Origin of the sequence: Citrobacter sp. Cpo100, from assembly GCF_030332595.1 — a bacterium.
Taxonomy (GTDB): Bacteria; Pseudomonadota; Gammaproteobacteria; order Enterobacterales; family Enterobacteriaceae; genus Citrobacter; species Citrobacter portucalensis.
In genome coordinates this window covers 303,587-321,484 of record NZ_JAOWHM010000031.1, presented here as the reverse complement: position 1 = coordinate 321,484, position 17,898 = coordinate 303,587, and the positions used below count along the sequence as shown (strand labels likewise).

The window sequence follows — 17,898 nt, the reverse complement described above, 5'->3', positions numbered from 1 at the left end:
AATGTATGGATATTCATGACTTTAATCCGTCCCGTCGCCGTTTTCTCAACGGAATGCTGGCGGTGGGGGCTGCCAGTGCACTGGCGCCTAATCCGCTGATATCAAAAGTGTGGGCGGCGGGGGAAAATCCCGAACAGTGGATCCAATCTGGTTCGCACTATGGCGCTTTTGAAGCCAAAGTGGTCAACGGTGAGTGGACCGAAACCCGTCCGTTCAAACATGACAAATACCCCTGCGATATGCTGAACGCGGTGCGTGAAGTGGTCTACAACCCGTCGCGGGTGCGCTACCCGATGGTGCGTCTGGACTGGCTGCGTAAGCGTGAGAAGTCAGATCGCAGTCAGCGCGGAGATAACCGTTTTGTACGGGTCAGTTGGGATCAGGCGCTGGATCTGTTTTACGAAGAGCTGGAGAGGGTGCAAAAAACCTATGGCTCATCAGGCGTATTTACCGGGCTTGCCGACTGGCAAATGGTGGGCAAATACCATAAAGCGGGCGGGGCGATGGATCGGGGACTTGGCCTGCATGGTAGCTATGTGACAACCGTCGGCGACTATTCTGCGGCAGCGGCACAGGTCATTTTACCGCATGTGATTGGTTCGCTGGAAGTTTATGAGCAGCAGACGTCGCTTCCGCTGGTGATTCAAAACAGCAATACCATCGTGCTGTGGGGCTGCGATCCGATCAAGAACTTGCAGATCGAGTTTTTGGTTCCCGATCACGATGCGTTTGGCTACTGGCAGCAGATTAAAGAGGCGATAGCGCAGGGTAAGATGCGCGTTATCAGTGTTGATCCGGTGCGTAGCAAGTCGCAAAACTATCTTGGCTGCGAGCAGTTGGCGTTGCGGCCACAAACCGATGTGGCGTTAATGCTGGCGCTGGCGCATACCTTGTACGAAGAAAAACTGTACGACACGGCGTTTATTACCGATTACACCGTCGGCTTTGAGCAGTTTTTGCCGTATCTGCTGGGCGAAACCGATAAACAGCCGAAAAATGCCGAATGGGCGGCTGAAATCTGCGGCCTGACGGCAGAGCAGATCCGAGACTTCGCCCGCCTGTTGGTGAAAGGTCGGACACAGTTTATGGGCGGTTGGTGCGTACAACGCATGCACCATGGTGAGCAGTATCCGTGGATGCTGGTGGTGCTGGCCAGCATGGTCGGTCAAATTGGTTTGCCCGGCGGCGGGGTAGGATTTGGCTGGCACTACAACGGCGGTGGTACGGTAACATCCGCCGGGCCTGTGCTTTCTGGACTGGGAGGGATCACGAATCCCCCGCAGGCAAAGTACAACGCGGATTTTCGCGGCGCATCGGAGCATATCCCCACTTCGCGTATCGTTGACTGCCTGCTTGAGCCGGGCAAAAAGGTTGCCTTTAACGGCGAGACGTTAACCTGGCCTGACATCAAAATGGCGATCTACAGCGCGGCGAATCCATTTCATGCGCAGCAGGACAGGAATCGCATGATCGACGCGTGGAACAAGCTGGAAACCGTGGTGGTGTTGGATCACCAATGGACCGCGTCGTGCCGATTTGCCGATATCGTCCTGCCCGTTACTACCCGCTTTGAACGTAACGATATTGAGCAGTTCGGTACGCATTCGAATAAAGGGCTGATGGCGTTGCATCAGATCGTCAAACCGCAATATGAAGCGCGGCATGATTTTGATGTATTTGCCGGGCTGTGTAAGCGCTTTGACAAGGAAGCGGTGTACCGTGAAAACCGTGATGAAATGCAGTGGATACAGGCGCTTTATGACGAAGGTGTGAAGATGGGGGCATCGCTCGGCGTCTCATTACCGGATTTCACAACGTTCTGGCAGGGGGACGGATATATTGAATATCCGCCGGGCCAGCCGTGGGTACGTCACGGTGAGTTTCGCGACCAGCCAGACCTGAATCCGCTGGGAACGCCGTCAGGTCTGATTGAAATCTACAGCAAAACCATCGCGGGCTTTGCCTATGAGGATTGTCCGGGGCATCCGGTGTGGATGGAACCCTTTGAGCGTACCCATAGCGGCAAAAAAGATAAATACCCGCTGCATCTGCAATCCTGCCATCCGGACAAACGTCTGCATTCCCAACTGTGCTCTAGCGAGGCGTTTCGCAACACCTATGCGGTTGCCGGAAGAGAACCGCTTTATATCAGTGAACAGGATGCCACCGCTCGTGGCTTAAAAGCCGGTGATATCGCCCGCGTTTTTAACGCTCGCGGTCAGGTACTGGCTGGCGTAGTTGTCAGTCCGGATTTTTCCCCTGGCGTGGTCCGTATTCATGAAGGTGCATGGTACTCCCCGCAGGAAGGGGGGAAAGCCGGGACATTATGCACCTATGGCGACCCGAACGTGCTGAGCGCGGATATCGGTACTTCACAGCTGGCCCAGGGGCCTTCAGCGCATACCGTGCTGGTGGAGGTCGAGCGTTATCAGCAGAAAGCCCCGCAGGTGACGGCTTTCGGTGGTCCGCAGATTGTGAAAGAGGAGGGGACCAGTGCAGCATAAGCAAATTCATCAGCAGCGGGCAGCTGTGTACCAGTGGTTTTCGCAACTGCTATTTCGTGAACTGGATGAAAAACAGCTCGCCAGTCTGGAAAACGGCGATAGCCAGGCTTGGATTGCCTCACTGGCGGCGGTTCCTGGAGTGTCTGCCGAGGTTAAACGTTTTGAGCGCAGCCTGGGCCGGGTTTTGCGGCGCGACTCCCGACAGCTGGAGCTGGCAGCAGATTTTGCCTCGCTGTTTCTGCTGGCCCCGCCGGCAAGTGTTTCTCCCTATGCAGGGCACTATCCACACACGACAGCGGCAGAAGAACGTCGGCAAATGAATGTGCTGCTGATTGAGCAAGGTCTGGCAGCGCGAGAGAATGAACCCTCCGATCATATTGCTGTGCAGTTGGCATTAATGGCGAGGATGGTTGCTAAAGAGGAGAGGCTATCGGCGCAATATTACTTTTTGCATCATCATATTCTGTGCTGGGCACCGTTATTTCGCGACGCTTGTCTGGTGCGGGATAACGAGGGGTTTTATCCTCAGGCGGTGAATCTGATAGTGCGTTTTATGCAAGAGGATGAACAGTATCTGGAGTCATTGCTGATGGATGATTTTTATTTCAGCAGCCAGCGCTGAAAATGAAAAAAGGGACAGCCTGCGTTGTAATGCCAGTCAGTTAAGCATTATGGAGCATATTTTATTGCGGCATAGGGTTCCGTTCACCTCAGCGGAGTCATTTCTCTGAAGCGCAGATACCCGTGAACGTGCAAGGGAGGCTCACCGCCGCCTCCCTTGCAACCCAGGCTCCCGGCGGGATTGTTAAGGGTACGGCGATAGTACCCTTAACACGTTCACAGGCAGTATCGTTTCAGAGAAGTGATATCACTAAAGTGAACGGAACATTTTGCCAGAGACAACATGTCATTATCTTTGGTTCACCTGTAACGACAGGAGCTTAATCTGCACGGCCCATATAGCGACGTTCTTCGATATGAATACGGATTTTTTCACCCGCACTCAGATACTCAGGAACCTGGATCACCAGACCGGTGCTCAGGGTTGCTGGCTTGTTGCGCGCACTCGCTGAAGCACCTTTAATCCCCGGTGAGGTTTCAACGATTTCCAGGTCTACGGTCTGCGGCAGTTCAAGCGCCAGCAGTTGGCCGTCCCAGGTCAGTACCTGCATATCCGGCATACCGCCTTCCGGCATGAACAGCAGCTCTTCTTCAATCTGGTCTTTGGTGAAGGTATACGGGGTATAGTCTTCTTTATCCATAAAGATGTATTCGTTGCCATCGACGTAGGAAAAATCAACGCCACGACGGCTCAGAGTGACGGTATCCACGATATCGTCGCCTTTGAAGCGCTCTTCAACTTTCAGACCGGTACGCACATCAGAAAAACGCATTTTGTACAGCGTGGCAGCACCACGTGCAGACGGTGATTGAATATCGATATCTTTTACAATCAGCAGTTTGCCGTTGTAGTTCAGTACCATACCTTTTTTAATTTCGTTCGCTCTTGGCATCGAAAAAATCCTGTAGTGAGGAGTGTCTAAAATATCGCGTAAAACTACTCGCGCCGGGGCATTCAGGCAAGCGGAATTCATGCTTTTGCTGGTGCAAAAAAGGTGGTACTGTGCCCTTCCCGCACAATCCGATGGTTTACGATTAAGAGAGTACTGTATGGAATGCCGTCCGGATTGTGGTGCATGCTGCACCGCGCCTTCAATCTCCAGTCCCATCCCCGGTATGCCTGATGGCAAACCCGCTAATACGCCCTGCGTTCAGTTGGATGAATCCCTGCGTTGCAAAATTTTTGCGTCGCCGCTACGACCAAAGGTGTGCGGCGGTTTACAGCCTGGTGCGGAAATGTGCGGGCGGACGACGCACCAGGCCATGGTTTATCTCATCGAGCTTGAAGCGCTAACCGCGCCTTAAACGTCCTTGATGCGCGCCAGGCACACGACGGTGGCGACGATCATCACCAGCGCAAACCAGAACACCGCGTGATAGTTCCAAATTTCAGCGGCAATCCCCGCCAGCGATCCGGCAATAATCCAGCCCACGCGAATGGTATTCGTATAGAGGGTGGTGGCTGAACCCGCCTGTCCCGGCATCAGGTCCTGGAAATAGAGCATACCAATCCCGCCGAGAATACCGATGTAAATCGCGTTCAGCAGCTGTAAGCCAAGCAATATCGCCGGAGAGTGAGCCAGCAGCATACCGGCATAAAAGAAGAATCCGGCAACCACGGCAATTCTCATCAACAGACGTTTACCCAGACGCTTTGCAAAATAGCCAGCAATCAGCATGGTTGGGATTTCCAGTCCGGCTGCGGTGCCCATCATGATGCCCGCCAGTTTTTCCGGCAGATGCAGTTCGTTGATGATAAACAGCGGCATATTAATGATATAGAGACTATTGGTTCCCCACATTAATGTGCAGATAACAAACAGCAGCAACGTGTCGCGTCGATTGCGGCGCGGGGCCTCAACTGCGCCTGTCGCGAGAGGCACGTTTTTACTCATTGAGGGTAAAAACAGCCAGACCATTACGCCGCAGACAACAAACGCCACCGCCGCGCTGAGATACATCACCGTAAAGCTGAATCCCATGGCCAGCGCGTAGGCCAGCGGCGGGCCAATTACCCAGGCCAGCGAAACCTGTGCACGTAATATTGAGCTGAACATGACGGCTTCCCGACCTGTGCGGTCGGCGTGTTCACGGGCGAGAGCAAACATTTGCGGGTTGGCGGTCGATCCAAAGCTGCTGAGGAATACCCCGACAAACAGCAAGATAAAATAATTACGGTTCCAGGCGAACAGCACGCAGGCCAGCATCCCCAGCACGCAGCAAAACACAATCAGGTTCTTGCGATCGCCTTTTCTATCTGAACGTCCGGCCAGAAGCTGACTTACCAGAATACCGATCACAGCGCTACCGGTAAAAAAGAACCCGACCATGCCGGGACGGGCGTGGACTTCATCCGTCAGAAAAAGGCTGAGCGTTGGCGTCTGCAACGCACCGGCGATACCCGTCAGAAATGCGACAAGCAGGAACGCCGAAGACGTTAAATCAAACGCCTTGGGTGTGGCGGCTACGGGGGTGTTATGCATGTTTTGATATCAATGATGTGAAGAGACGCGGAGTTTACGCCGCTTGTCAGAAAATAAACAGGGAGCCAAATCAAAATCGGCATCAAAAATCAAAATAGCATTTCAGTCAAAGAATGCTGTTTGCTGACGTTGCTGAATCTGACAAGCTGACGGCGTTTTTGCGTCAGCATTTTTTTCTCCTTCGCAGAGAAAATGTGCGTTATCTCTAAATTCAGCAAGTAATTTGTCAACTTTACTTGTGTGCTGAAGAAAAAAGAGCAAGACTTCTTGAAACGTTTCAGCGTCATCTTGCCTTAACTGATGGAGTCGGGTGACGCCTTTTTTCTCATGTTGGCTGAATCGTTTCAATTCAGCGGGAGAGGAGAATCATGTTCCAGTTATCTGTTCAGGATATTCACCCGGGCGAACAGGCCGGGAATAAAGAAGAGGCTATTCGCCAGGTTGCCGCTGCCTTAGTGCAGGCGGGTAACGTCGCGGAAGGCTACGTCGATGGCATGCTGGCGCGCGAACAACAGACGTCCACGTTCCTCGGCAACGGTATTGCGATTCCTCACGGTACGACGGACACGCGCGATCAGGTACTGAAAACCGGTGTGCAGGTATTTCAGTTTCCACAGGGCGTGACCTGGGGCGAAGGGCAGGTTGCTTATGTGGCAATCGGTATAGCCGCAAGCTCTGATGAACACCTCGGTTTACTGCGTCAGCTGACACACGTGCTGAGCGATGACTCCGTCGCTGAACAGCTGAAGTCCGCGACCACGGCGGAAGAACTGCGTGCGCTGCTGATGGGTGAAAAGCAAAGTGAACAGCTGAAGCTTGATAACGAAACGCTGTCGCTGGATGTCGTGGCCAACTCGCTGGTGACGCTGCAGGCACTCAACGCGGCACGGCTGAAAGAAGTCGGTGCGGTTGACGCCACCTTTGTGGCCAGAGCAATCAATGAGCAGCCGATGAATCTTGGTCAGGGGATCTGGCTGAATGACTGTGCTGAAGGTAACGTGCGTAGCGCCGTTGCGGTCAGCCGTGCAGCAACAGCGTTCGATGTACAAGGTGAAGTTGCCGCCCTGTTGGTGACCGTCGCCATGAATGACGATCAACCGGTTGCTGTGCTGAAGCGCCTTGGCGATCTGCTGCTGAATAATAAAGCTGACCGTTTGTTGAAAGCTGATGCGGCAACGGTGCTGGCGCTGCTGACCAGCGATGACGCCTTAACTGATGATGTACTGAGCGCCGAATTTATTGTGCGCAATGAGCATGGTTTACATGCCCGCCCGGGCACCATGCTGGTGAATACGATTAAACAATTTAACAGTGAAATTACCGTGACAAATCTTGATGGAACCGGCAAGCCGGCGAATGGACGCAGTCTGATGAAAGTTGTGGCGTTAGGCGTGAAGAAAGGACATCACCTGCGCTTTACTGCACAAGGTGAAGATGCTGAACAGGCGCTGAAGGCGATTGGCGAAGCCATCGCGGCAGGTCTTGGGGAGGGCGTGTAATGAGCAGACGTGTTGCTACTATCACCCTTAACCCGGCCTACGACCTGGTGGGTTTCTGCCCAGAAATTGAACGCGGTGAAGTGAACCTGGTTAAAACCACCGGTTTGCATGCGGCAGGGAAAGGGATCAACGTCGCTAAGGTTTTGAAGGATTTAGGTATCGATGTCACTGTGGGCGGCTTCCTGGGTAAAGACAACCAGGATGGTTTTCAGCAGTTGTTCAGCGAGCTGGGCATTGCCAACCGTTTTCAGGTCGTGCAGGGCCGTACCCGTATTAACGTCAAGCTGACCGAAAAAGACGGTGAAGTATCTGACTTCAATTTCTCTGGTTTTGAAGTCACCCCGGCTGACTGGGAACGCTTTGTAAATGATTCGCTGAGCTGGCTGGGCCAGTTCGACATGGTGTGCGTCAGCGGCAGTTTGCCAACCGGCGTGAGCCCGGAAGCCTTCACCGACTGGATGACGCGCCTGCGTAGTCAGTGTCCTTGCATTATCTTTGATAGTAGTCGTGAAGCGTTGGTAGCAGGTCTGAAAGCGGCACCATGGCTGGTGAAGCCAAACCGTCGCGAACTGGAAATCTGGGCCGGTCGTAAGCTGCCGGAAATGAAAGATGTGATTGAAGCGGCGCATGCGCTGCGTGAACAGGGGATCGCTCATGTGGTGATTTCACTCGGCGCAGAAGGTGCGCTGTGGGTTAACGCCTCAGGTGAGTGGATTGCTAAACCGCCGTCAGTTGAGGTGGTCAGCACCGTCGGCGCAGGTGATTCAATGGTTGGCGGTCTGATTTACGGTCTGCTGATGCGTGAGTCCAGCGAACATACCCTGCGTCTGGCGACGGCTGTTGCCGCCCTGGCGGTAAGCCAAAGTAATGTAGGCATTACCGATCGTCCTCAGTTGGCCGCAATGATGGCGCGTGTCGACTTAAAACCGTTTAACTGACAGCAGGAGAGGCATAATGAAAACGCTGCTGATTATTGACGCTAATCTCGGCCAGGCTCGCGCTTACATGGCGAAAACCCTGCTTGGAGCGGCGGCACAGAAAGCACATCTGGAAATTATTGATAATCCGAATGATGCCGAACTGGCAATTGTTCTGGGCGATACGCTTCCTGCCGACAGTTCGCTGAACGGCAAAAAAGTCTGGCTGGGCGACATTGGTCGTGCGGTTGCGCATCCTGAACTCTTCCTCAGCGAAGCTAAAGGCCATGCAAAACCCTACAGCGCCCCGGTTGCAACAGCACCTGTGGCCAGCAGTGGTCCAAAACGCGTGGTGGCGGTGACGGCGTGTCCGACCGGTGTTGCTCATACGTTTATGGCCGCTGAAGCGATTGAAACTGAAGCGAAAAAACGTGGCTGGTGGGTGAAGGTTGAAACCCGAGGTTCTGTTGGTGCAGGTAATGCCATTACGCCGGAAGAAGTGGCTCAGGCTGATCTGGTGATTGTGGCCGCTGACATTGAAGTTGATCTGGCGAAGTTTGCCGGCAAACCGATGTACCGCACCTCTACCGGTCTTGCGTTGAAGAAAACCAAGCAGGAGTTGGACAAAGCGCTGGAAGAAGCAACACCGTACCAGCCAACCGGTAAAGCGCAGACTTCAGCAACCGAAAGTAAGAAAGAGAGCGCGGGGGCGTATCGTCACCTGCTGACGGGTGTCTCTTACATGCTGCCGATGGTGGTTGCTGGCGGTCTGTGTATTGCACTCTCGTTCGCTTTTGGTATCGAAGCGTTTAAAGAGCAGGGGACGCTGGCGGCGGCGCTGATGCAGATTGGCGGTGGTTCAGCCTTCGCGCTGATGGTGCCGGTACTGGCAGGTTATATCGCGTTTTCCATCGCTGACCGTCCGGGTCTGACGCCGGGTCTTATCGGCGGTATGCTGGCGGTAAGCACCGGTTCCGGCTTTATTGGCGGGATTATTGCTGGTTTCCTTGCCGGTTATGTGGCGAAGCTTATCAGCACGAAGCTGAAACTCCCGCAGAGTATGGAAGCGCTGAAACCGATCCTGATCATTCCGCTGTTCTCAAGCCTGGTGGTTGGTCTGGCCATGATTTACCTGATCGGCAAACCGGTGGCGGGTATTCTGGAAGGTTTGACTCACTGGCTGCAAACCATGGGTACGGCCAATGCGGTGCTGCTTGGCGCGATTCTTGGTGGCATGATGTGTACCGACATGGGTGGTCCGGTTAACAAGGCGGCGTATGCTTTCGGTGTGGGTCTGCTGAGTACGCAAACTTATGCGCCGATGGCGGCCATCATGGCTGCGGGTATGGTACCTCCGCTGGCTCTGGGTCTGGCAACGCTGGTTGCGCGTCGTAAGTTCGACAAAGCGCAGCAGGAAGGCGGCAAAGCTGCCCTGGTACTGGGCCTGTGCTTTATCACCGAAGGGGCAATCCCGTTCGCTGCCCGTGACCCAATGCGCGTTCTGCCTTGCTGTATCGTTGGTGGTGCGATTACCGGGGCTATCTCGATGGCGGTGGGTGCGAAGCTGATGGCGCCACACGGCGGGCTGTTTGTCCTGTTAATCCCAGGCGCAATCACGCCGGTGTTGGGATACCTGCTGGCAATTATTGCTGGTACGCTGGTAGCCGGTCTCTCCTACGCGGTGCTGAAGCGCCCGGAAGCTGAGGTTGTGGCAAAGGCGGCCTGATTTAACGTCAATAGCAGGGGCAGAGAATTCTCTGCCCCTTTTTTATGTTTTTACCTATACCGTTGCAGCATCGCCACAATAATCCATCCAGCCTTAATAAAACGGGTCAGGCAATCATTGGCGCGATGATAAAACCAAAGGCAACGCCAGCAATGATCCCACCCAGTCCTGGCAGCATAAACGGATGGTTTAAGACATACTTGCCCACGCGCGTTGTCCCTGTGGTGTCGAACTCCATTGCCGCCAGCGAAGTCGGGTATGTTGGTAGAACAAACACCCCGGTTACCGCCACATAGGAGGCCAGAATTGCCCATGTAGGCACGCCGAGCGCAACGGCCAGAGGGATGATCAGCGGCGTGGTGGCACCTTGCGAGTAAAGAAGCGCGCAGGTACCAAACAGTACCAGTGCCAACAGCATAGGATAAGCCCGTAGGATATCGCCTGCGATATCCTTAATCTCCGCTAAGTGGGCATCAATAAAGGTCGTTCCCAGTGTAACAATCCCGAGAATGACCGCCAGTGAACTCATCCCTGATCGAAACGTGGATGTCAGGACAATAGCATCGGTTGATGTTTTGCATAACACCACCATCAGGCAAGCGGCAGCCAGCATACAGATAATGATGATATCCCGGGTATTCATTGGGTTGCCAGCATCGAATCCAGGGCGTAGCTGCGGGCAGGCGGCAAGAATAACGATGACGACCGTTGCCAGCATAAACAGGGCGACTGAGAGTTTGGCACCCGGCGTGGTGCTGTTTTGCCCTTCATATTTACGCACTAATCCTTTTTGCAGGCGTTCCAGATAGACTTCATCATCCTGAAGCTCGCATCCCTGACGTGAGGCGATAAAAGCGGCAACCATCGCGGCGACAAACGAAGCTGGCAGACATACCGCCATGACCTGAATAAAAGTGATACCGTTGCCTTCCATAATGGTCAGCATAGCCGCCATTGCGGCACTGATCGGCGAACCGGATATCGCCACCTGGGAGGCGACTACGGATCCGGCGAGAGTACGAGAAGGGCGGATACCGGACTCTTTGGCGACTTCGGCAATCACTGGCAGGGTAGAAAATACAATGAACCCTGTTCCGGCCATAATGGTCATCGACCAGGTGATAATCGGTGCAATAATATTGATATATTTAGGGTTACGCCGCATGAAATTACCGGCAACGCGAACCAGATAATCCATACCTCCTGCGGCCTGTAGCGCCGATGCTGCCACGACAACTGTCATAATAATGAGGATAACGTCAACGGGTGGCGAGCCAATTTGCAGATCAAATCCCAACGTTAAAATAGCCAGCCCCAGACCACCGCATAAACCGATACCTATTCCGCCGAGGCGGATACCAAAAAATATTGCACCCAACACGACGATAATTTCTAACCAAACCATAATGGCCTCCGCCAGAGAATAATTTGTTATTAAAATAAGTGGTTGTTTAATGCTTTATTAATCTGGTAACGGCTGTTATTGCGCCAGAAGATGATGTTTGCCAACTCGTTTTTCGTACCATTTAATACCGGCGCGAACTAATGAACCGGTTGAGTCAATATATTTATCTGGAGACTTTCTGACTGCGTCGGCAAGAATGACGGGGACTTCAGTACATCCCAGTACAATGATTTGTGCGCCGCGTGAGAAGAGCACTTCAGCCTGTTCATTCATCAGCGTTTGTGCCCGCTTAAGGTCGCCGGCTTTTAAGCAATAAATACTTTCCATGACCTTTTCCTGACCGGATGAATCAGGACTGATGCAGGTTAAACCAAGAGATTCTATGCCTTTTTGGTAGAGTCCCATGTAAAGGGTGGCGTTAGTAGCAAGTAAACCGATACGTGATTTTCCGCAGTTTTTGACCTCATTCATGGTTGTTTCAACGATACTGAGTAACTCTGTATGACAGCACTCTTTTAATTCATTAAACCAAAAGTGGGCGGTATTACAGGGGATCACAATACACTCCGCACCAGCATCTTCCAGTTTGTGCATATAATCACGCATTGCCGGAAGTGGGGAATGACCATGATGCATTAACGCATCAGTTCGGTCTGGAATATCAGGGATGGATGAAATAATTAATGGAATATGTTCCTGATCGCGTTGTGCTGCGGTAAAGGTGACGAATTTATTAAAAAGATCGACGGTTGCAGCAGGCCCCATACCACCAAGTACGCCAATTAAACCTTTCACGATATATACCTCTATTTACCGATTTTTAATATTCAGAGCTGGTTTCTATCTGGTGCTTATGTTTAACAGCAGAGTGTCGTGAGGAGAAATGCAATAATGTTTGATTCAATGCAAAAAACGCATGAGTGTGATGTCTTTTACCACTTCAGCAGGCCGGTAATCAGCCAGAGGCCCGACATTACGCGGTGGGTGAGCGGTCGTGGTCGATGGGTAAAGAAACATGTTAATGTCAAAAACGAAGGTATTATGCAAAAAACGAATCACCAGATGCTGATGTTGAATATCATCTCCGGGAATATTCAGGCATGATGCTTAAGACTAATCGACATATTTAAACATCCGCGTGACAGGCATGAAAAATATCGAGACAAAATGGTTATATGATTTTCTGACGCTGGAAGCGTGTCGTCATTTTTCTCAGGCCGCAGAGGAGCGCAACCTATCCCAACCGGCATTTAGTCGGCGGATCAAGGCGCTCGAATCCGCTGTTGGGGTGCTGCTGTTTGACCGTACGACAAGTCCACTGCAGCTGACGGAGGAGGGTAAGTTATTCCATTCGCAGACCCGTAGCCTGCTACAACAGCTGGAATGCAATTTAGATGAGCTAAGTGGTCACAACCTGCTTGGCGTTCCCAATATCAAAATAGCGGCGGCACATTCTCTGTCGCTGACGATGTTGCCCAGATTAGTACATTCAATGTCGGCATGGGGCGAGGAGTTTGTTTACCACGTCGAAGCGATTGACGTAGTCCAGGCGGTGAATACATTGCGCGAAGGGAAAAGTGATTTCATTATCTCCTTTCGCGATGAAGACTTAATGCAGTCGCCTTTCTGCGGCTTGAAGGTTTTTGAGTCTGAGCTGTATCCCGTCTGTGCTGCGGATGCACAGGGTAAGGCGTTGTTTGATATCTATCAGCCGCAGGTGCCGATTCTGAACTATACCAGCACTTCCTACATGGGAAGATTGGTTAACCGTCACCTGGCGGAGGTGGGTAGTATTTCAGCGCGTACGCTGTTTATGTCTTCGATGAGTGAGCTATTGAAGAATATGGCATTGGATGGTCATGGTATCGCCTGGCTGCCAGCGTGGACGATCGTGAACGAACTACGGGATAAGCGCCTGGTTTGTCTGGACACGCCGGAGTTGATGGTGCCAATTCAGGCCTATATTTACCGAATGGATACCCGTTTGAATAAAACGGCTGAGCATTTCTGGCGGATTTTGTACAACCATATGCCAGAGGATCTGGTTACGCTCACTTGATACGCGCCAGCTTGTCTGGCGCGCGGGGATCGTTACGCCACTGCTTTTTCTGTTTGCTGGGCTTTCAGCCAGGCGATCTCTTCGGCCCATATATCCGGATTAATGGTTTCCAGTACCAGCGGAATACCGTCAAAACGATTATCCTTCATAATCCAACGGAAGGCATCATGGCCAATATTACCTTCACCCAGGCTGTGATGACGGTCAACGCGACTGCCAAACGCGCTCTTGGCGTCGTTCAGGTGCATACCGCGTAGATACTTGAAACCGACAATGCGTTCAAATTCCGCAAACGTCTTTTCGCACTCTTCTGCGGAACGCAAATCGTAACCCGCCGCGAAAGCGTGGCAAGTATCAATACAAACGCCAACACGGGACTTATCTTCGACGCCGTCGATAATGGCGGCCAGGTGCTCAAACTTGAATCCCAGATTACTACCTTGTCCGGCGGTATTTTCGATAACTGCCGTAACGCCCTGGGTCTGAGCGAGGACGATGTTGATGGATTCGGCAATGCGCGCCAGGCATTCATCTTCCGGGATCTGCATCAAATGGCTGCCGGGGTGAAAGTTCAGCAGGGATAAGCCCAGCAGTTCACAGCGCTGCATTTCATCAAGAAACGCATCACGTGATTTTTCCAGCGCATCGCTGACCGGGTGACCGAGGTTAATCAGATAACTGTCGTGAGGCAGTATTTGTGCGGAGGTGTAGTGGTACTTCTCGCAGGCAGATTTGAAATCATCAATGATTTCGGTGGTTAGCGGCGCAGCACGCCACTGGCGCTGATTCTTGGTGAACAGGGCGAATGCGGTCGCTTCGATTTCTGCGGCTCGAATAGCGGCGTTAGCCAGACCGCCAGCGGCGCTTACGTGCGCTCCGATATATTTCATAAATTTAACCCGCCATACTCAAATACAAAAAGGGAGAGTATAGCGGGTTAATGGAGGTGAGTCGTGATCGTTTATGCCATCAGGGCGTGGACAGCGACGTTAATCGCACCACCACCGACAATCAGCCAGACAAACAGCAGCAGGGCCATCAGTAACGGTTTGGCACCGGCTTTTTTCAGTGCGCTAACGTGAGTGGTTAACCCCAGTGCAGCCATTGCCATTGCCAGCAAAATGGTATCCAGCGTTACCAGCATGTTCACAACCGACTGCGGCAGCAGGTGGAACGAGTTAAAAATCGCGACCACAATGAACAGGATGGCAAACCATGGAATAGTGATTTTGCTTTTCTCACCGCCCGTAGCCGGAGACAACTGTTTAACGCGTGCGGCCAGGAGGATGAGGAACGGTGCCAGCATCATGACACGCAGCATTTTGGCAATAACCGCGGCGTTTTCTGCATCCGGGTTAATGGCGTGCCCGGCAGCCACTACCTGTGCTACTTCATGCATGGTGGAACCAATGTAAATGCCGTAGGTTTCTGGGCTAAACCAGTGTGCCAGCAGCGGATACATTGCCGGATACAGGAAGATAGCGATGGTACCGAAGATCACCACGGTGGCGACAGCGACGGTTACCTTACTGGCTTCCGCTTTCACTACCGGCTCGGTTGCCAGCACGGCGGCGGCCCCACAAATGCTGCTCCCCGCACCAATCAGCCAACTGGTGTGGCGGTCCAGACCAAACACTTTCTGCCCCAGGAAGCAGGCAATCAAAAAGGTACTGCTCAGCGTTAACACATCAATCACGATACCGCTGACGCCGACGTCAGCAATTTGCGCGAAGGTGAGGCGGAAGCCGTAGAGGATGATCCCCAAACGTAATAAATGTTGTTTAGCAAATAGCACGCCGCCGTCACAGCTTTTCCAGATGTGTGGATAGACGGTGTTGCCGAGGACCATCCCCAACAAGATTGCTAAGGTGAGGGCGCTGAACCCGGCACCTGCGACGGCGGGAATAGATCCACCCCATAAGGCGACCCCAGTGATAACTGCACTCAGGGCAAGCCCCGGAATAAAATGCCACGCTGTACGACGATGAGTCTGCAAGGTGAGTTCTGTCATATCCTTCTCCTTTATCTGGGTAAAAGAGTACGGCGAAGTGGTTTAAAAATAAAATTGATTATATATTTATAATTAATCTCTATAAGTGGTAAGTAACGGATATCCGGTGGAAAACGACTATGCATATCACCTTGCGACAACTTGAAGTGTTTGCTGAGGTACTAAAAAGCGGTTCAACGACCCAGGCGTCTGTCATGCTGGCATTGTCGCAATCGGCGGTGAGTGCGGCACTTACCGATCTGGAAGGGCAACTCGGCGTGCAACTGTTTGACCGCGTCGGCAAACGGCTAGTGGTCAATGAGCACGGGCGTTTGCTCTACCCACGAGCGTTGGCGTTACTTGAGCAAACGACCGAAATCGAGCAGCTTTTTCGCGAAGATAATGGTGCCATTCGGGTCTATGCCAGTAGCACCATTGGTAACTATATCTTGCCTGCTATGATCGCCCGCTATCGGCAGGATTTTCCTGATTTGCCGCTCGAGCTGAGCGTGGGTAACAGTCAGGATGTGATCAATGCGGTGCTGGATTTTAGGGTAGATATCGGACTGATCGAAGGGCCTTGTCACAGTACTGAAATTATCTCTGAACCGTGGCTGGAAGACGAGCTGGTGGTGTTTGCCGCACCGTCGTCACCGCTCACAAAGGGGCCTGTTACGCTGGAACAGCTGGCGGCTTCGCCGTGGATCCTGCGTGAGCGAGGATCCGGTACGCGTGAACTGGTGGATTACCTGCTGTTGTCTCATCTGCCGAGATTTCAGATGGCAATGGAGTTGGGTAACTCAGAGGCCATTAAGCATGCGGTACGCCATGGTCTCGGGATCAGCTGCTTGTCGCGTCGGGTCATTGCGGAGCATCTGCAGGCGGGAACGCTGAGCGAAGTTCCCGTGCCGCTGCCGCGTTTAGTCCGCACTCTCTGGCGCGTGCATCACAGGCAAAAACACATCTCCAATGCCATTACGCGATTTTTGCATTACAGCGACCAGGTCGAGCTGGGCGAATAGGGCGCTTACAGTCGTAAGGTCATCTCTTTATAGAACGGCGGTTATATCTTAACCGCTGTGCGCCGCAAATTTTCTGCTTTACTTATAATCCGCGGCCAGTCATGAAGGTCTCTTATAACAGCGTATTTGTGCCGGAAGAATGCCATTTCGTCTGCTACAATCGCGCCTCATTTTTTGGATGGATAGCATTTTCACATGGTTTCCGAAACTAAAACCACAGAAGCGCCCACGCTACGTCGTGAACTGAAGGCGCGTCACCTGACGATGATTGCCATTGGAGGCTCCATCGGTACAGGTCTTTTCGTTGCATCTGGTGCAACTATTTCTGCAGCGGGTCCAGGCGGCGCGTTGTTCTCTTATATTCTGATCGGTCTGATGGTGTACTTCCTGATGACCAGCCTCGGTGAACTGGCTGCCTATATGCCGGTTTCCGGCTCGTTTTCCACCTACGGTCAGAACTACGTAGAAGAGGGCTTTGGCTTCGCGCTGGGCTGGAACTACTGGTACAACTGGGCGGTAACGATTGCCGTTGACCTGGTGGCCGCACAGCTGGTGATGAGCTGGTGGTTCCCGGACACGCCGGGCTGGATCTGGAGTGCGCTGTTCCTCGGCGTTATCTTCCTGCTGAACTACATTTCCGTTCGCGGATTTGGTGAAGCGGAATATTGGTTCTCGCTGATCAAAGTTACCACCGTCATTATCTTCATCGTGGTCGGTGTGATGATGATTTTCGGTATCTTCAAAGGCGCTCAGCCGGTGGGCTGGAGCAACTGGACGACCGGTGATGCACCGTTTGCCGGTGGTTTTGCTGCGATGATTGGCGTGGCGATGATCGTCGGCTTCTCCTTCCAGGGGACAGAGCTTATCGGTATCGCGGCTGGCGAATCTGAAGATCCTGAAAAGAACATTCCACGTGCGGTACGTCAGGTATTCTGGCGAATCCTGCTGTTCTATGTGTTCGCGATTTTGATTATCAGCCTGATCATTCCGTACACCGATCCAAGCCTGCTGCGTAACGATGTAAAAGACATCAGCGTTAGCCCGTTCACGCTGGTATTCCAGCATGCGGGTCTGCTGTCTGCGGCAGCGGTGATGAACGCAGTTATCCTGACGGCGGTGCTGTCGGCAGGTAACTCCGGGATGTACGCCTCCACGCGTATGCTTTATACCCTGGCATGTGACGGTAAAGCACCGCGTATTTTCGGTAAACTGTCTCGTGGCGGCGTACCGCGTAACGCGCTGTATGCGACCACCGTGGTGGCGGGGCTGTGCTTCCTGACTTCAATGTTTGGCAACCAGACCGTGTATCTGTGGCTGCTGAATACTTCCGGGATGACGGGCTTTATCGCCTGGCTGGGGATTGCTATTAGCCACTATCGCTTCCGTCGCGGTTATGTGCTGCAGGGTCACGATGTGAAGGATCTGCCGTACCGTTCTGGCTTCTTCCCGCTGGGTCCGATCTTCGCCTTTGTGCTGTGCCTGATTATCACCCTGGGTCAGAACTACGAAGCGTTCCTGAAAGACAGCATTGACTGGGGCGGCGTGATGGCTACCTATATCGGTATCCCGCTGTTCCTGATTATCTGGTTTGGCTATAAGCTGACCAAAGGAACCCGTTTTGTTCGCTACAGCGAAATGAAATTTCCGGGTCGCGTGAAGAAGTAACAGTATA

General features: G+C 52.7%; 15 protein-coding genes. 9 read left to right on the top strand and 6 right to left on the bottom strand.

Features of this window, described 5'->3' with window-relative positions; all coding sequences use genetic code 11:
• Positions 1 to 5: 5 nt before the first annotated feature.
• Together torA and torD are read left to right on the top strand one after the other, a co-directional pair.
• Positions 6 to 2,504, top strand: coding sequence for a trimethylamine-N-oxide reductase TorA (gene torA, locus OGX96_RS08415; RefSeq protein ID WP_286582707.1), 2,499 nt, complete (start codon positions 6 to 8; stop codon positions 2,502 to 2,504).
• Positions 2,494 to 3,126, top strand: a complete 633-nt coding sequence (torD, locus tag OGX96_RS08410) for a molecular chaperone TorD (protein ID WP_008785279.1) — start codon at positions 2,494 to 2,496, stop codon at positions 3,124 to 3,126. Before torA ends, torD begins: the two co-directional genes overlap by 11 nt.
• Positions 3,127 to 3,445: 319 nt before the next feature.
• Here the strand turns inward: torD and yeiP are convergent, their stop codons facing one another.
• A complete protein-coding gene (yeiP, locus tag OGX96_RS08405) occupies positions 3,446 to 4,018 on the bottom strand; it encodes an elongation factor P-like protein YeiP (protein ID WP_003027452.1) in 573 nt (190 codons plus the stop codon).
• Positions 4,019 to 4,175: 157 nt separating this feature from the next.
• On the opposite strand from yeiP, the gene OGX96_RS08400 reads away from it, so the two are divergent.
• Positions 4,176 to 4,430: a YkgJ family cysteine cluster protein gene (locus tag OGX96_RS08400; protein ID WP_286582704.1), complete on the top strand. Its 255-nt coding sequence runs from the start codon at positions 4,176 to 4,178 to the stop codon at positions 4,428 to 4,430.
• Here OGX96_RS08400 and setB read toward each other — a convergent pair.
• Positions 4,427 to 5,608 carry a sugar efflux transporter SetB gene (gene setB, locus OGX96_RS08395; protein ID WP_286582702.1) on the bottom strand — a complete coding sequence of 394 codons (1,182 nt, stop codon included), beginning with the start codon at positions 5,606 to 5,608 and terminating at the stop codon, positions 4,427 to 4,429. The genes OGX96_RS08400 and setB overlap by 4 nt on opposite strands.
• Before the next feature lie 368 nt (positions 5,609 to 5,976).
• Between setB and fruB the strand changes: the two genes are divergently transcribed.
• Genes fruB through fruA form a run of 3 tightly spaced genes read left to right on the top strand, consistent with a single transcriptional unit; the run spans position 5,977 to position 9,750 of the window.
• The gene (fruB, locus tag OGX96_RS08390; RefSeq protein ID WP_219987571.1) at positions 5,977 to 7,107 is read left to right on the top strand and encodes a fused PTS fructose transporter subunit IIA/HPr protein; all 1,131 of its coding nucleotides are present in this window, start codon (positions 5,977 to 5,979) and stop codon (positions 7,105 to 7,107) included.
• Entirely contained in the window at positions 7,107 to 8,045 is a 939-nt protein-coding gene (gene fruK / locus OGX96_RS08385; RefSeq protein ID WP_003834544.1) for a 1-phosphofructokinase, read from the top strand. Before fruB ends, fruK begins: the two co-directional genes overlap by 1 nt.
• Before the next feature lie 16 nt (positions 8,046 to 8,061).
• Entirely contained in the window at positions 8,062 to 9,750 is a 1,689-nt protein-coding gene (fruA, locus tag OGX96_RS08380) for a PTS fructose transporter subunit IIBC (RefSeq protein ID WP_048215908.1), read from the top strand.
• A 106-nt stretch (positions 9,751 to 9,856) separates the two neighbouring features.
• Here the strand turns inward: fruA and OGX96_RS08375 are convergent, their stop codons facing one another.
• Complete coding sequence (locus OGX96_RS08375; RefSeq protein ID WP_008785273.1) at positions 9,857 to 11,155, bottom strand: anaerobic C4-dicarboxylate transporter; 1,299 nt, start codon at positions 11,153 to 11,155, stop codon at positions 9,857 to 9,859.
• Between the two features lie 75 nt (positions 11,156 to 11,230).
• On the bottom strand, positions 11,231 to 11,950 hold the full coding sequence (gene cuyB / locus OGX96_RS08370; protein ID WP_020996671.1) for a cysteate racemase: 720 nt from the start codon (positions 11,948 to 11,950) through the stop codon (positions 11,231 to 11,233).
• Between the two features lie 352 nt (positions 11,951 to 12,302).
• Between cuyB and hypT the strand changes: the two genes are divergently transcribed.
• Complete coding sequence (gene hypT / locus OGX96_RS08365; protein ID WP_020996669.1) at positions 12,303 to 13,214, top strand: hypochlorite stress DNA-binding transcriptional regulator HypT; 912 nt, start codon at positions 12,303 to 12,305, stop codon at positions 13,212 to 13,214.
• Positions 13,215 to 13,246: 32 nt separating this feature from the next.
• On the opposite strand, the gene nfo is transcribed toward hypT, so the two are convergent.
• The gene (gene nfo / locus OGX96_RS08360) at positions 13,247 to 14,104 is read right to left on the bottom strand and encodes a deoxyribonuclease IV (RefSeq protein ID WP_008785270.1); all 858 of its coding nucleotides are present in this window, start codon (positions 14,102 to 14,104) and stop codon (positions 13,247 to 13,249) included.
• Positions 14,105 to 14,175: 71 nt separating this feature from the next.
• The gene (locus OGX96_RS08355; RefSeq protein WP_008785269.1) at positions 14,176 to 15,225 is read right to left on the bottom strand and encodes a YeiH family protein; all 1,050 of its coding nucleotides are present in this window, start codon (positions 15,223 to 15,225) and stop codon (positions 14,176 to 14,178) included.
• A 119-nt stretch (positions 15,226 to 15,344) separates the two neighbouring features.
• On the opposite strand from OGX96_RS08355, the gene yieE reads away from it, so the two are divergent.
• The gene (gene yieE / locus OGX96_RS08350) at positions 15,345 to 16,226 is read left to right on the top strand and encodes a DNA-binding transcriptional regulator YeiE (RefSeq protein ID WP_286582699.1); all 882 of its coding nucleotides are present in this window, start codon (positions 15,345 to 15,347) and stop codon (positions 16,224 to 16,226) included.
• A 195-nt stretch (positions 16,227 to 16,421) separates the two neighbouring features.
• Positions 16,422 to 17,891 (top strand): lysine-specific permease, encoded by a 1,470-nt coding sequence (gene lysP, locus OGX96_RS08345; protein WP_003834517.1) that lies wholly within the window; start codon positions 16,422 to 16,424, stop codon positions 17,889 to 17,891.
• Positions 17,892 to 17,898: the final 7 nt, after the last annotated feature.

Bases quoted from the DNA above. Each gene is read 5' to 3' on its own strand.
- torA (WP_286582707.1), top strand. From the start codon at position 6: ATGGATATTCATGACTTTAATCCGTCCCGTCGCCGTTTTCTCAACGGA.
- yeiP (WP_003027452.1), bottom strand. From the start codon at position 4,018: ATGCCAAGAGCGAACGAAATTAAAAAAGGTATGGTACTGAACTACAAC.
- OGX96_RS08400 (WP_286582704.1), top strand. From the start codon at position 4,176: ATGGAATGCCGTCCGGATTGTGGTGCATGCTGCACCGCGCCTTCAATC.
- setB (WP_286582702.1), bottom strand. From the start codon at position 5,608: ATGCATAACACCCCCGTAGCCGCCACACCCAAGGCGTTTGATTTAACG.
- fruB (WP_219987571.1), top strand. From the start codon at position 5,977: ATGTTCCAGTTATCTGTTCAGGATATTCACCCGGGCGAACAGGCCGGG.
- fruK (WP_003834544.1), top strand. From the start codon at position 7,107: ATGAGCAGACGTGTTGCTACTATCACCCTTAACCCGGCCTACGACCTG.
- fruA (WP_048215908.1), top strand. From the start codon at position 8,062: ATGAAAACGCTGCTGATTATTGACGCTAATCTCGGCCAGGCTCGCGCT.
- OGX96_RS08375 (WP_008785273.1), bottom strand. From the start codon at position 11,155: ATGGTTTGGTTAGAAATTATCGTCGTGTTGGGTGCAATATTTTTTGGT.
- hypT (WP_020996669.1), top strand. From the start codon at position 12,303: ATGAAAAATATCGAGACAAAATGGTTATATGATTTTCTGACGCTGGAA.
- nfo (WP_008785270.1), bottom strand. From the start codon at position 14,104: ATGAAATATATCGGAGCGCACGTAAGCGCCGCTGGCGGTCTGGCTAAC.
- OGX96_RS08355 (WP_008785269.1), bottom strand. From the start codon at position 15,225: ATGACAGAACTCACCTTGCAGACTCATCGTCGTACAGCGTGGCATTTT.
- yieE (WP_286582699.1), top strand. From the start codon at position 15,345: ATGCATATCACCTTGCGACAACTTGAAGTGTTTGCTGAGGTACTAAAA.
- lysP (WP_003834517.1), top strand. From the start codon at position 16,422: ATGGTTTCCGAAACTAAAACCACAGAAGCGCCCACGCTACGTCGTGAA.